This is a genomic window from Halomonas sp. McH1-25 (genome assembly GCF_022348165.1).
Lineage (GTDB): Bacteria > Pseudomonadota > Gammaproteobacteria > Pseudomonadales > Halomonadaceae > Modicisalibacter.
The window spans coordinates 804,924-817,845 of the sequence record NZ_JAKRFI010000001.1 but is presented as its reverse complement, the minus strand read 5'-3'; the positions used below and the strand labels follow the sequence as shown (position 1 = coordinate 817,845).

General features: G+C 61.2%; 15 protein-coding genes and 1 other RNA gene. 11 read left to right on the top strand and 5 right to left on the bottom strand.

Annotation, left to right across the window (positions count from 1 at the left end):
* Positions 1 to 26 precede the first annotated feature (26 nt).
* Positions 27 to 479 (bottom strand): DUF1043 family protein, encoded by a 453-nt coding sequence (locus MHM84_RS04220; RefSeq protein WP_239262796.1) that lies wholly within the window; start codon positions 477 to 479, stop codon positions 27 to 29.
* A gap of 217 nt (positions 480 to 696) precedes the next feature.
* Between MHM84_RS04220 and zapE the strand changes: the two genes are divergently transcribed.
* The 8 genes from zapE to MHM84_RS04180 all read left to right on the top strand — a co-directional run bounded on the left by zapE (position 697) and on the right by MHM84_RS04180 (position 7,107).
* Positions 697 to 1,890, top strand: coding sequence for a cell division protein ZapE (gene zapE, locus MHM84_RS04215; protein ID WP_239262794.1), 1,194 nt, complete (start codon positions 697 to 699; stop codon positions 1,888 to 1,890).
* A 191-nt stretch (positions 1,891 to 2,081) separates the two neighbouring features.
* Positions 2,082 to 2,510, top strand: coding sequence for a 50S ribosomal protein L13 (gene rplM, locus MHM84_RS04210; protein ID WP_239262792.1), 429 nt, complete (start codon positions 2,082 to 2,084; stop codon positions 2,508 to 2,510).
* Between the two features lie 13 nt (positions 2,511 to 2,523).
* Complete coding sequence (gene rpsI / locus MHM84_RS04205; RefSeq protein WP_239262790.1) at positions 2,524 to 2,913, top strand: 30S ribosomal protein S9; 390 nt, start codon at positions 2,524 to 2,526, stop codon at positions 2,911 to 2,913.
* 225 nt (positions 2,914 to 3,138) lie between these two features.
* Entirely contained in the window at positions 3,139 to 3,735 is a 597-nt protein-coding gene (petA, locus tag MHM84_RS04200) for a ubiquinol-cytochrome c reductase iron-sulfur subunit (RefSeq protein ID WP_239262788.1), read from the top strand.
* On the top strand, positions 3,735 to 4,994 hold the full coding sequence (locus MHM84_RS04195) for a cytochrome bc complex cytochrome b subunit (protein WP_239262786.1): 1,260 nt from the start codon (positions 3,735 to 3,737) through the stop codon (positions 4,992 to 4,994). Before petA ends, MHM84_RS04195 begins: the two co-directional genes overlap by 1 nt.
* Positions 4,994 to 5,764, top strand: a complete 771-nt coding sequence (locus MHM84_RS04190) for a cytochrome c1 (protein WP_239262784.1) — start codon at positions 4,994 to 4,996, stop codon at positions 5,762 to 5,764. The genes MHM84_RS04195 and MHM84_RS04190 overlap by 1 nt, the downstream gene beginning before the upstream one ends.
* Positions 5,765 to 5,919: 155 nt before the next feature.
* Entirely contained in the window at positions 5,920 to 6,543 is a 624-nt protein-coding gene (gene sspA / locus MHM84_RS04185) for a stringent starvation protein SspA (RefSeq protein WP_239262782.1), read from the top strand.
* A gap of 72 nt (positions 6,544 to 6,615) precedes the next feature.
* Positions 6,616 to 7,107 carry a ClpXP protease specificity-enhancing factor gene (locus MHM84_RS04180; RefSeq protein WP_239262779.1) on the top strand — a complete coding sequence of 164 codons (492 nt, stop codon included), beginning with the start codon at positions 6,616 to 6,618 and terminating at the stop codon, positions 7,105 to 7,107.
* 69 nt (positions 7,108 to 7,176) lie between these two features.
* On the opposite strand, the gene MHM84_RS04175 is transcribed toward MHM84_RS04180, so the two are convergent.
* The 4 genes from MHM84_RS04175 to MHM84_RS04160 are packed head-to-tail and all read right to left on the bottom strand — an operon-like array spanning position 7,177 to position 10,587.
* A complete protein-coding gene (locus MHM84_RS04175; protein WP_239262776.1) occupies positions 7,177 to 7,752 on the bottom strand; it encodes a BON domain-containing protein in 576 nt (191 codons plus the stop codon).
* 5 nt (positions 7,753 to 7,757) lie between these two features.
* A complete protein-coding gene (locus MHM84_RS04170) occupies positions 7,758 to 8,351 on the bottom strand; it encodes a phosphoheptose isomerase (protein ID WP_239262773.1) in 594 nt (197 codons plus the stop codon).
* Between the two features lie 24 nt (positions 8,352 to 8,375).
* A complete protein-coding gene (locus MHM84_RS04165) occupies positions 8,376 to 8,744 on the bottom strand; it encodes a YraN family protein (RefSeq protein WP_239262770.1) in 369 nt (122 codons plus the stop codon).
* On the bottom strand, positions 8,734 to 10,587 hold the full coding sequence (locus MHM84_RS04160) for a penicillin-binding protein activator (RefSeq protein WP_239262768.1): 1,854 nt from the start codon (positions 10,585 to 10,587) through the stop codon (positions 8,734 to 8,736). Before MHM84_RS04160 ends, MHM84_RS04165 begins: the two co-directional genes overlap by 11 nt.
* 87 nt (positions 10,588 to 10,674) lie before the next feature.
* Here MHM84_RS04160 and rsmI point away from each other — a divergent pair, with 87 nt between their 5' ends.
* From rsmI to rsmH, 3 genes are all read left to right on the top strand, one after another.
* Complete coding sequence (gene rsmI, locus MHM84_RS04155) at positions 10,675 to 11,529, top strand: 16S rRNA (cytidine(1402)-2'-O)-methyltransferase (RefSeq protein ID WP_239262765.1); 855 nt, start codon at positions 10,675 to 10,677, stop codon at positions 11,527 to 11,529.
* A 35-nt stretch (positions 11,530 to 11,564) separates the two neighbouring features.
* Positions 11,565 to 11,928, top strand: an RNA gene (rnpB, locus tag MHM84_RS04150) — RNase P RNA component class A.
* A 34-nt stretch (positions 11,929 to 11,962) separates the two neighbouring features.
* Entirely contained in the window at positions 11,963 to 12,919 is a 957-nt protein-coding gene (gene rsmH, locus MHM84_RS04145; RefSeq protein ID WP_239262762.1) for a 16S rRNA (cytosine(1402)-N(4))-methyltransferase RsmH, read from the top strand.
* Positions 12,920 to 12,922: the final 3 nt, after the last annotated feature.

The window sequence follows — 12,922 nt, the reverse complement described above, 5'->3', positions numbered from 1 at the left end:
ACGCAAGCAGGTCGAGCGCTTTCCGATCAGTAACGGACCGGTTGGGTCTGCTCCTTCTCCTTCGTCTCGTCCTGGCGCAGGCCGAAATCCTCGGCCAGCGTGCCGCGGCCGCCATCGGCGTAATCACGCGGCATCGACGGTTCTTCGCTCTCCATCGGCGGCTCGTCCGAAGCGTTGCCGTTCAAGCGTCGCTTGAGCTGCAGGTCGTCGCACAGACGGTCGGCGCTTTGGTTGAGCTGTTGTTCGAGCTCCTGGCTCTGGCGCTGAATGTTCGCTACGAGATCCGTCGCCTTGGCAAAATGATCGTTGAGCGCATCGCGCACCTGGTTGAGTTCCAGCTCGGTCTCCGCCAAGCGCTGGCGCACTTTCTGGTTTCGTGCCACGTTGGCGTTGAGAAGGTGATAGCCCAAGGCGCCAATGCCAATGCCAGCGAGAAAGCAGGCAATGGCCAGTATCCAGTCGATGTTGCTTTCGTTCACGTCGCTCCCCTCTATTCACGCCCAGCCGCAGCGTGGAAAACCAGGCTGTCATTACCCCTGCATGCCATGTCGGTTACGGTTCGCATTCCAGGCGGTCCATTATATGGGGCATAAGCCAACTCAGGTCAACGCGACGGGGTCTATGGCATGCGCGACATCGTTTGCCCGCGTATAATGATCGGTTCATCGACAGCCGTTCGAGGTATGCAAGACGCTCATGTGCGCGACTACCACTTCTCCGCCGAACTCCGCCGCCAAGCCGACCGGTCTGCCTCCCCTTGAGCGTTATCGGGCCGACCTGAAGCGTGAGGGTTTCCAGTATGACGAGGCCCAGGAACGGGCCGTCAAGCACCTGCAGCGGCTCTACGACGACCTGGTCAGTACGCCGCGTCGCGAATTGGCGCCGTCATCCGCGGAGCGTGGGCTAAAGTCGAAGATGGCCGGTTTGTTCGGCAAAAGGTCGACGTCCGATGAGCAGGAGCCGGTGACGCCGGAAGTGACAGGGTTGTATTTCTGGGGAGGCGTCGGACGCGGCAAGACCTACCTGGTGGATACCTTTTACGAATCGCTGCCGTTTCCGGACAAGATGCGCACGCATTTCCATCGCTTCATGCAGCGTGTGCATACCGAGTTGGAGCACTACAAGGGCGAGAAGAATCCTTTGACGCTGATCGCCGGCAAGTTTGCCAGCGAGGCCAGGGTGATCTGTTTCGACGAATTCTTCGTCAAGGACATTACCGATGCGATGATTCTCGCCAATCTGCTCGAGGCGTTGTTCAGCAAAGGCGTCGTGCTGGTGGCGACATCCAATATCGTTCCCGACGATCTCTACAAGGACGGCCTGCAGCGGGCGCGCTTCCTGCCGGCCATCGATCTCGTCAAGCGTCATTGCGAAGTGGTCAACGTGGACTCTGGAATCGATTACCGTCTTCGCGCACTGGAGCGCGCAGAGATATTCCATTACCCATTGGATGAAGACGCCGCGGTGCAACTGGAGCGCAGCTTCCGGGAAATTGCCGGGGTCGAGGGAGAGAGCGATGCGCAGATCGAGATCAATCGCCGTATCCTGACCTCTCGGCGTGTCCACGAGGATGTGGTGTGGTTCGACTTTGACATGCTGTGTGACGGCCCGCGTAGTCAGAACGACTACATCGAGCTGGCGCGCGAATTTCATACCGTGCTGGTGTCCGATGTGCCGCAGATGGGCCGGGGCAGCGACGACCAGGCCCGGCGCTTCATCAACATGGTCGACGAATTCTACGATCGCGCCGTCAAGCTATTGATGTCGGCGGAAACCGCGGCCGAGCAGCTCTATACCGAGGGCAACCTCTCCTTCGAGTTCGAGCGCACGGTGTCACGCCTGCAGGAGATGCAGTCACGCGAGTATCTGGCCTTGCCTCACAAGCCTTGAGGCAATCATGGGGCCAGCGGGGCCGGTGTCCGGTGAATTTCCCCTTAACCTGAGCGCGTGGCTCATGTACAATGCGCGCTCGCTCGACCGTTGCCGCTCCGTGTTGGGTGGCAACCAAGAAAAATAGGGATGGTCCTTCGTCACTGCACTAGGCGGTACGGGGCCCAATGCATCAATTGGTGATTGAATCCATGAAGACGTTCAGTGCTAAGCCGCAGTCCGTCCAGCGCGACTGGTTCGTCGTCGACGCGACTGACAAGACGCTCGGCCGTCTGGCTACCGAAATCGCTCGCCGCCTGCGCGGCAAGCACAAGCCCGAATACACTCCGCATGTCGATACCGGCGACTATATCGTCGTAATCAATGCCGAGAAGGTTCACGTGACCGGCAACAAAGCGCAGGCCAAGAATTACTATCGTCACACCGGTTACCCCGGTGGGCTGCGTTCCCTGTCCTTCGAAAAGATGATCGACCATGCGCCGGAGCGCATCATCGAGTCGGCCGTCAAGGGTATGCTGCCGAAAGGACCGTTGGGTCGCGCCATGTACGCCAAGCTCAAGGTCTATGCTGGCGCCGAACATCCGCACGCTGCGCAGCAGCCGCAAGAACTGAACATCTGAGGGATACTTCGCCATGTCACAGCAGTATTATGGTACCGGGCGTCGCAAGACTTCTACCGCTCGCGTCTTCCTGAAGCCGGGCACCGGTAAGATTACCGTCAACAGCCGTGAGCTGAACGAATACTTTGGCCGCGTTACCGCACAGATGGTCGTGCGTCAGCCGCTGGAGCTGACCCAGACCGGCGAACAGTTCGACGTTTATGTCACCGTGGCCGGCGGTGGCGGCTCGGCACAGGCTGGCGCCATTCGTCATGGCATTACCCGTGCCCTGATCGACTACAACGAAGAGTTCCGCAAGCCGCTGCGTGCCGCCGGCTACGTGACTCGTGACGCTCGTGAAGTCGAGCGTAAGAAAGTCGGTCTGCGCAAAGCACGTCGTCGCCCGCAGTTCTCCAAGCGTTAAAACGCGACTGCGCCAAGTGCGGCAAAAGCGCCCAGCCTCTCACAGGCTGGGCGCTTTTTTTGTTATTTTTCATCAGCTTAGGTTTACCGTTAGGCCTTGGTCAAAAGGGCGGCAGCTTGTTTTGGCAAGAGGCATTTCATAACATGGCGGCACTTTGTATCCGTACGTTTCGAGGCGCTACTCCCGTCGCGGGGCGGCGGGTGAGTTGATGGGAGAAATCATAAAATGGCAGATAACGGCGTGAATAAAGGGCGGCGCCGTTTCCTTGTCGGCGCAACTACCGTGGTCGGTGCGGTAGGCGCTGTCGGGGTGGCGGTCCCCTTTGTGGCTTCGTGGCAGCCTAGCGCAAAAGCACTGGCGGCAGGGGCTCCGGTAAGTGCGGATATTTCCAAGCTGGAAACGGGACAGCAAATGACGGTCGAGTGGCGTGGCAAGCCCATCTGGATCGTTCGACGTTCCGAGGAAATGATCGAGCAAACCCGTAATATTTCTCCCGAGCGTTTGCGCGACCCGCAGGCGCAAGCCGAACAACAGCCGCCCTATGCCAGTGGCCCGCTGCGTTCCATCAGGCCGGAAATCGCCGTGCTGGTGGGGATCTGTACGCACCTCGGCTGTTCGCCGACCTTTCGTCCGGAACCCGGCGCAGCCGATCTCGGCGGCGACTGGCCAGGCGGCTATTTCTGTCCATGCCATGGCTCGCGCTTCGACCTGGCAGGGCGGGTGTTTACCGGGGTGCCGGCACCGTTGAACCTCGAGGTTCCGCCACACCGCTACGAAAGCGACACGGTCCTGGTGGTTGGCGAAGACGAGGAGGCAAGCTGATGGGCAATCCCAATCGCGCTAAGGCGGAAAAGGGCTTCATGCGCTGGGTCGACGATCGTTTCCCTGCGACCCAGATGTGGAAAGAGCACCTCGCCGAATACTATGCCCCGAAGAATTTCAACGTATGGTACTTCTTCGGCTCGCTGGCCATGCTCGTCCTGGTCAATCAGATTGTGACCGGCATCTGGCTGACCATGAGCTATAACCCCAGCGCGGAGGGCGCATTCGCCTCCGTCGAGTACATCATGCGTGACGTGGAATATGGCTGGCTGCTGCGCTACATGCACTCCACGGGCGCCTCCGCCTTCTTCGTGGTGGTCTACCTGCATATGTTCCGTGGCATGATGTACGGTTCCTACAAGGCGCCACGTGAGCTGGTGTGGATTTTCGGCATGTGCATCTACTTGGCGCTCATGGCCGAGGCCTTCATGGGATATTTGCTGCCCTGGGGGCAGATGTCCTACTGGGGTGCGCAGGTCATCATTTCGCTGTTCTCGGCGATTCCGATCATCGGCGATGACCTGTCGCAATGGGTACGCGGCGATTTCCTGATCTCCGGTATCACCCTCAATCGTTTCTTCGCCCTGCATGTCGTGGCCCTGCCGATCGTCATCCTGGGATTGGTCGTACTGCATTTGATTGCTTTGCACGAGGTTGGTTCCAATAACCCCGATGGCATCGATATCAAGACCATGCAGGACGAGGCCGGCAAGCCGTTGGACGGCATTCCATTCCATCCGTACTACACGGTCAAGGATATCGTCGGCGTAGCGGTATTTCTATTCGTGTTCTGTGTCGTGCTGTTCTACTTCCCCGAAGGCGGCGGCTATTTCCTCGAGAAACCGAACTTCGAGCCCTCCGATCCGCTGAAGACGCCCGAACACATCGCGCCGGTCTGGTATTTCACGCCGTTCTACGCCATGTTGCGCGCCATCACGTTCAACCTGTTCGGTCTGGACTCCAAGTTCTGGGGCGTGGTCGTGATGGGCGCCGCAATCGCCATTCTCTTCGTGTTGCCGTGGCTGGACCGTTCCCCGGTCAACTCCATGCGCTACAAGGGCTGGATCTCGAAAGTGATGTTGCTGCTATTCGCGATCAGCTTCGTGGTGCTGGGCGTACTCGGGGTGCTGCCCTCGACCGAAGCGCGCACGTTGATCGCCCAGATCGCCACGCTGATCTATTTCGCCTATTTCCTGCTCATGCCGTTCTACACCAGGTTTGAGAAAACCAGAACCGTTCCGACAAGGGTGACAGGCTAATGAGAAAGCAATTGTTTGCACTGCTCCTTATGCTGGTACCTTTCATGGCGATGGGGGCGGGCGGTGAGACGGTGCACCTCGAGGAGATGAATCCCGATCTGCATGACAAGCCTTCGTTGCAGCGGGGCATGAAGCTCTACGTCAACTATTGCATGGGGTGCCACTCCTTGCAGTACCAGCGCTTCAGCCGGGCGGCCGAAGACCTGGCCATTCCCCAGGAACTGGTCGAGGAGAACCTGATCTTTTCGGATGACCTGGCGTTCAACGATCAGATGCGCATCGGCATGCCTGCCGAGGCGGCTGAGGCCTGGTTCGGTACAGCGCCGCCGGACCTCACGCTGGAAGCGAGATTGCGTGGTACCGACTGGATCTATACTTATCTGCAGAGTTTCTACCGCGACCCGGAACGCCCCTGGGGCGTGAACAACGCGGTCTTTCCCGATGTCGGCATGCCCAACGTGCTCGAGCCGTTGCAGGGCACGCAGGAAATGGTCTGCGGGCGTACCGAGAAGCCACTTCCCGATGCCAAGCTCGACCCGCTGACGGGGCTCTATGAGTCGTGCCACGTACTCCAAATCACCGAGCCTGGCACGCTGGAGCCCGAGGAGTTCGAACAGGCCGTGTGGGATCTGACCAATTTCCTCGCCTATGTCGGCGAGCCGTCGAAGCTGCAGGCACAGTCGCTGGGGCCGAAAGTGCTGATCTTCATTTTCATCTTCGGGGTGGTGGCTTACCTGCTCAAGCGTGAGTACTGGCGCGACGTGCACTAGACCGGAATCGCTGGACCAAGCCCATGGGCGTGCGATCGTTGGATCGCGCGCCCTTGTCTGTTAGGGGTGAATCGCTCGGAAACCAACATTCGCGTCACGGTGGCGACGGATGACATGTTATTATTGTAGGCCGAACTGATGCGAGGAAGTGTTACATGGGTGTAGTGGCCAAGCGGTCGTCGATGACCTTCTATTCAGGCAGTGAGGATCATTACAGCCACCGCGTGCGGATCGTGTTGGCAGAAAAAGGCGTTGCCGTGGATATCGTGGACGTCAGCGAGGGCAATCGTCCCGACGAGCTGGCGGATCTCAACCCGTACAACAGCGTGCCTACGCTGCTGGATCGTGACCTGGTGCTCTACGAATCCAAGGTCATGATGGAGTATCTCGACGAACGTTTTCCGCATCCGCCCCTGCTGCCTGTCTACCCGGTAGCCAGGGCGCAGAGTCGGTTGTGGATGCACCGGATCGAGCATGAGTGGGCGCCGCTCGTCGAAGTTATCCTCAGCAACGGCAAAGAGGCAGACAAGGCCCGTAAGGAATTGCGCGAGAGTCTGGTCGGCATCACGCCGATCTTCGAAGATATGGCCTTCTTCATGAGCGAAGAGTTCTCGCTGGTCGACTGCTGTATTGCGCCGATCCTCTGGCGCCTGCCAGCTCTCGGCATCGAGCTGCCCGAGCGCCAGGTCAAGCCGCTGATCACCTACATGGAGCGCCTTTTTGCGCGCGATGCCTTCAAGGCATCCCTGTCGGAAGCCGAACGCGAAATGCGTACCTGAATCCACTCGCGACGACCGCGTCGTGCGCAAGCCATCGCGCGGTTGCCGCCCCAGCTCAAGGGAGGCAAGACCATGCTTTCCAGCCGTCCCTATCTGGCTCGTGCCCTGTACGAATGGTTACTGGATAACGACCACACGCCTTACATCGTAGTCGACGCCGAACGTGACGATGTTCAGGTGCCGGGGCAGTTCGTTCAGAACGGACAGATCGTGTTGAACATTTCTCCCTCGGCGGTGCGTGACCTGTCGATGTCCAATGAGTCGATCACTTTCAATGCACGCTTCGGCGGACAGCCGATGCAGGTCATCGTTCCCAGCGAGGCATTGATTGCCCTCTATGCTCGAGAGAATGGGGTGGGCATGGTGTTCGGCCACGAGCCCGTCATGCCGGGCTATGAGCCGACCTCAGCGGGGGTGGACGATTCGGAACAGGAGTCCGAGCGGCCCAGTCTCGAGGGTATCGATGGCAACAGTGCCACCGACGATACCGGCGAATCGGGTTCATCGGAGACGAAGAAGGAAGGTGCACGCAAGGGGCGACCCTCGCTACGCGTCATCAAGTAGCGGTGCGTGAAGCTCGAAAAAGCGGGAGGCGTGATAACGCCTCCCGCTTTTTTGCATACGCAGAAGGAATCAGTCGAGGTATTCGAAGACCTTGACGATGCGTTGAACGCCACCGATCTGCGAGACGACGTTGACGACTCGCTCGGCTTCCTGGCGGCTGACCATTCCCATCAGATAAAGCGTGGCGTTTTCGCTGATGACTTCGACATGGCGCGAATCGATGTTCTCGTTGAGCGCCAGCTCGGTCTGTGCGCGGGTTTCCAGCCAATTGTCGGTCATGCGCTGACTCATCGGCAGGTTGGCAGCCACCGTCAACTCGTTGTGGACCTGGCGGACCATGCGCGTGTTCTGTGCAATCTGGCCGGCCTTGTCCTTGAGTTCCTGACTAGGCACCTGACCGTAGAGCAACACGACGCCATTGTAGCTGTTCACGCCGACCCGGGCGTCGGTGAGGCGGGCGTCGGTCCGCTCCATGGTTTCGATGATCTTGGACTCGATGTTCTCGTCTTCGACCTTGGTGCCAGCCGTTCGTACGCTATAGTCCTCGCCCGCCGTAGCGGGAGTCGTGGCACTGTTGATGGCGGTACAGCCGCCGAGACCCAGTGCCAGAACCAGCAGGGCTGGAAAGAGCGCTCCGTTTTTCATAGTCATCACTCGTTGCTGCCGAAAAGCTGTTCGTCGATCAGGTCGCACAGGCAGTGTATCACCAGCAAGTGGACCTCCTGGATGCGGGCCGTCGATGTCGCCGGTACGCGGATCTCGCAATCGTCCTGGCCCAACAGTGAGGCCATGTTACCTCCATCCCGGCCCGTCAGGGCAACGACGCTCATGTCACGGTCATGGGCAGCCTGGATGGCCTGGATGACGTTGGCCGAATTGCCGCTGGTGGAAATGGCCAGAAGGATATCGCCTGGCTGACCCAAGGCGCGTATCTGTTTGGAAAAGACTTCGTTGTAACTGTAGTCGTTGGCGATCGAGGTCAGCGTCGACGTATCGGTGGTCAGTGCCAGTGCAGGTAGACTTGGGCGCTCGCGCTCGAAGCGGTTGAGCAATTCCGACGAGAAGTGCTGGCTGTCGCCGGCACTGCCTCCGTTGCCGCAGGCAAGAATCTTGCCCTCGCTTACCAGACACTGCACCATCATCTGGCTGGCGACCTCGATGAAAGGCGGCAGCACCTCGCTGGCGTAGGTCTTGGTATCGATGCTCGCGTTGAAGTGGCCGAGTATACGTGCTTGGAAATCCATGATGGTCGATCGGTTCCGTAGCGGTCAGAAGGCATCGAAGGCGGCGCGTACCCAGACGAACTCCAGGTGCGGAGACGTTCCGGTCACGCCAACCACGTCGAAGCGGCAGGGACATGATAGCCCGTTGCGTAGCAGATAAAAACGCGCCGCCTGTATCAGGCGGCGCTGCTTGCTGGCAGTGACGGTCTCCAGCGGATGGCCGTGGCGGCTGTCGGCCCGGTGGCGCACTTCGACGAAAACCAAAATATCGCCATCGCGCATGACCAGGTCGAGCTCACCGCCCTTGGCGTGCTGATTGCGTGCTACGAGACGTAACCCCCGGGCCTGCAGCCACTCGGCCGCAGCCCGTTCGATCGTCTCACCGCGGGCCCTGGCGGTACGGCTATGCGTCATCGTCGCCGCGTCCTGTCGCGCCGGGGGACGCCGGCGCTGTCTCTGGCGAAGCGGGTTGATCAGCGGTGTCCGTTTCCTGCGTGTTGCCACGTAGCGGCGGCTGCGGCACGCCGCCGGCGAACTGCGCCCAAGGCAGTTCACGATGAATACGGCCATCGGTACGCAGCGTCAATGTGCCGGTGGCGCCGTAAGTTTCACTGCCGGGAAGGCTTTCCAAAAGTGGTAGCTTGCGCCCCAGTTCATAGGCATCGACGCCCATGGCCTTGAGCTTGAATAGCGCGGGCTCATCATCGTTACGCAGCTTGCGGTAGCTGTCCAGGTAAGGCAGGGCCTCTACGCCGCCTACGGCGGCATCGGGAATGATCCAGGGAATCTCGACGAACATGACGTTGTTGAGGTCGTGATCGACGCGCGGCTGCGCCCGGCCCTCGTAAAGGTGGGACGTGGCATAGATCGGCAGGTCACCTGCGTAATAGAACTTCAGTGTCGGCGGGACCTGGCGGGCATAGCTAGGCAAGGCAAGCAGGAACAGCATGTCCATGTCGCGCTGGGCACGTTCGCCGCGCACGTTGAGCAGCGGCCTGACGGCATTGGTCACCGAGGCTTCGGGATTGTAGCTGATCAGGCTGGCGACGCTGCCGCCCAATTCCTGCCAGGCTTGGCGGAAGGCATCCGAGACCCGTGCACCCCAAGGATTGTCGGGAACCAGCATGCCGGCGCTGCGATGGCCATCGCGCCAGGCGCGTTGGGCAACCTGACGCGCCTCGTCTTCTGCGGACAGGCCGTACTGAAATAGTCCTTCGGCATGATTGGTCGGCGCAGTGCCGTAGTTCAGCGCCAGCGTCGGCAACGGAACGTCATTGCGAACTTCCAGTCGCGATACCTGATCCTTGTCCAGCGGGCCGATGACCACTTGCGCGCCTTCCATCTGCGCACGGGCATAAAGCGCCTGAATGTCGGCACCGGTGGTATCGTAAAAGCTGAGCTGAGGGGTCTGTTCGCCCTGGTCGAGGGCGCTCATATGGCGGGCCTGGATGCCCTCGCGAAGGGCCTCGGCGACATTGCTCAAGGGGCCCGACTCCGGCAGGAAGACGGCGATATGGCGCACGTCGCGTCCACGCAGCTCGCGCAGGGCCTGCAGATCGCCGGGCAGACGGCGTGCCGCAGGATGGTTGGGATAGGTGCCGCGCCACTCTTCGATACGCTCGAAAAGCCGCGCGATGTCGCCGCTATTGCGACGCTGCAACTCGAGCAGCGCTACCCAGCCCTGCACGATCGGGTCCTGGATGTCGGCTAGCTCCTGCAGCGATGAACCGCGCAAGCGGGTCAGCTGTTGCCATATCTCGTCGTTGAGCGCGAAGCCGGGATCGTCTTTTTGAACCCCGATCAGGGTCTTTACGGCGGGCAGGGGTTCGCCGACCATGCCCAGCGCGAGGCCGCGTCTATAGCGTAGGGTCAGGGCGTCCTCGCGGGGGATGTCGATATTGTCTTCCAGTACGGAGGTCGCCTCGATGACCGGCCGGCCGTCCTGCTGGGCCAGGCCGAGATAGGACAGCAGCAACGCCCACTCGACTCGCTCGGCAGGTGGAAGCGAGGAGGGATCGATATCCGTGACGACCTGGATCGCCTGCGCATTGTCCCCCCGGCGTGCTAGGATGTCGGCGGCCTGAAGGCGGGTGCGCGCCGCCTCCGTGCCGCTCTGGTTTTCAGCCTGGCTCAGAAGTTCGGCGGGTTCCTGGTCGCCGGGCAGGCGCTCGACGATTCCCTGAGGTGCGGCGCAGCCGGCCAACAGAAGTGCCACCAGACCGGCACTCATCAGGCGACGCAGCGATTTGTCTATCATTCTTGGTTCCTTGTGACTGGCAAAGTTCGGCCAGATGGCGACCCAGCAGTGGCGAGGCGACGATACTTCCCTGTATGAGATCAGTACATGACCGAGTCTAGCAAGGGCACATTGTACGTGGTGGCAACACCGATTGGTAATCTTGACGATCTGTCGCCACGTGCCGCCGGGATATTGGCAAGCGTCGCCGTGATCGCCGCCGAGGATACCCGGCATACGTCACGGCTGCTCAAGCACCTGGGCATCGAGTGTCCCCTCTTGTCTCTTCATGAGCATAACGAGGCGGGGCGTGTCGACCAACTTGCCGCCAGGCTCGATAACGGCGATGACGTCGCGCTGGTCAGCGACGCGGGGACGCCGTTGATTTCCGATCCCGGCTTCGTGCTGGTGCGGGCGCTGCGCGAAAGCGGTCAGCGTATCGTGCCGGTGCCCGGCCCCTGTGCCCTGGTCGCGGCGCTATCCGCAGCGGGATTGCCGACCGATCGCTTCATGTTCAGCGGCTTTCTGCCAGCCAAGCGAGGTGCGCGCCGCAATAGCCTGGAGGCGCTGAGCGAACGAGGCGAGACGCTGGTCTTCTATGAGTCGCCGCATCGCATCCGCGATAGTCTGGAGGATATCGCAGCGGTGCTTGGCGATCGCCGGGTCGTCCTGGCGCGAGAGTTGACCAAGACCTTCGAGACCTTCCTCGATGGCACCGCCGAACGGCTCCTGGCGCTCATGGAGCAGGATTCCGATCAGGCGCGTGGCGAGTTCGTCATGATGGTGGCCGGCGCGCCGCCACGGGATATCGATACCGCGAGTCTGGATGGTCAGGCGATCCTGCAGGCGTTGCTGGCGGAAGGCGTCGGGGTGAAGCAGGCCGCCGCTGTCGTGACGCGCCTGCTCGGTGGTCGCAAGAAGGCATGGTACGAGCGGGCACTGTCGCTTAGGGCCGACGGTTGAGGGGCGCCTTGGGCGCTGGTATTCTTGCGCGCTTGGGAGTTGGCCAGGCAGTCGCCGCCGGTACTCGTTTCGCACGGGCACCGGGGGAGGAAAGTCCGGGCTCCATAGGGCAGGGTGCCAGGTAACGCCTGGGCGGCGCGAGCCGACGGAAAGTGCAGCAGAGAGTAGACCGCCTAAGCAGCGCAAGCTGCCGGCAAGGGTGAAAGGGTGCGGTAAGAGCGCACCGCACGGCTGGCAACAGCTCGTGGCATGGTAAACCCCACCCGGAGCAAGACCGAATAGGCCCCCGATGCTGTGGCCCGCAGTGGGGGCGGGTAGGTCGCTTGAGCCCAGTGGTAACGCTGGGCCTAGATGAATGGCTGCCCACGACAGAACCCGGCTTATCGGCCGACTCCCATCCCCACAATTTTCGCTTCGCCGTATCGAGACCCGCATGCCGCATCGTGCCAACGCTTCGTCTTCGCCCGACTACCGTCATGCCAGTGTTCTGCTCGATGGCGCTGTCGATGCGTTGATTCACGATCCCGCCGGGATATACCTCGATGGCACGTTCGGGCGCGGCGGGCATTCCCGTGCGATTCTCGAGCGGCTTTCGCCTGAGGGGCGCCTGATCGCCATCGACCGCGATCCCCAGGCACTCGCCGAAGCCCGGCGTATCGACGATCCGCGTTTCTCGATCCATGCCGATACCTTCGGCCGTCTTGGCGAGTTGTCCGAGACGCTGGGTTTGCATGGGCGTCTGGCCGGGGTACTCCTGGATGTCGGGGTGTCATCGCCCCAGCTCGACGATCCCGAGCGCGGCTTCAGCTTCCTGCGTGACGGCCCGCTCGACATGCGCATGGACCCCACCCAGGGCGAGAACGCCGCCGACTGGCTGGCGCGGGCCAAAGAATCCGATATCGCCTGGGTGTTCAAGACCTATGGCGAGGAGCGTTTTGCCAAGCGCATGGCGCGCGCCATCGTCGAGCGCCGGAAAGAAGCGCCGATCGTGCGCACCGGCGAACTGGCCGAATTGCTCAAGGCCGCCCATCCCGCCTGGGAGAAGGGCAAGCACCCCGCGACACGCGCCTTTCAGGCGCTGCGTATCCACATCAACCGTGAACTCGACGAACTCGATGCCGCGCTGGACGCCGCGTTGGATGCGTTGATGCCGGGCGGTCATTTGGTGGTGATCAGCTTCCACTCGCTGGAGGACCGGCGCGTCAAACGCTTCGTTCGCGACCATGTGCGCGGCGATACCCACCTGCCGCGGGGGATGCCGATTCGCGAGGATCAACTGGCAAAGCGTCTGGAGACGTTGGGCAAGGCCCAGCGACCCGGGCCGGCTGAAGTCGACGCCAATCCCCGTGCGCGTAGTGCGGTCATGCGCGCCGCACGCAAGATCGCTTGAGGT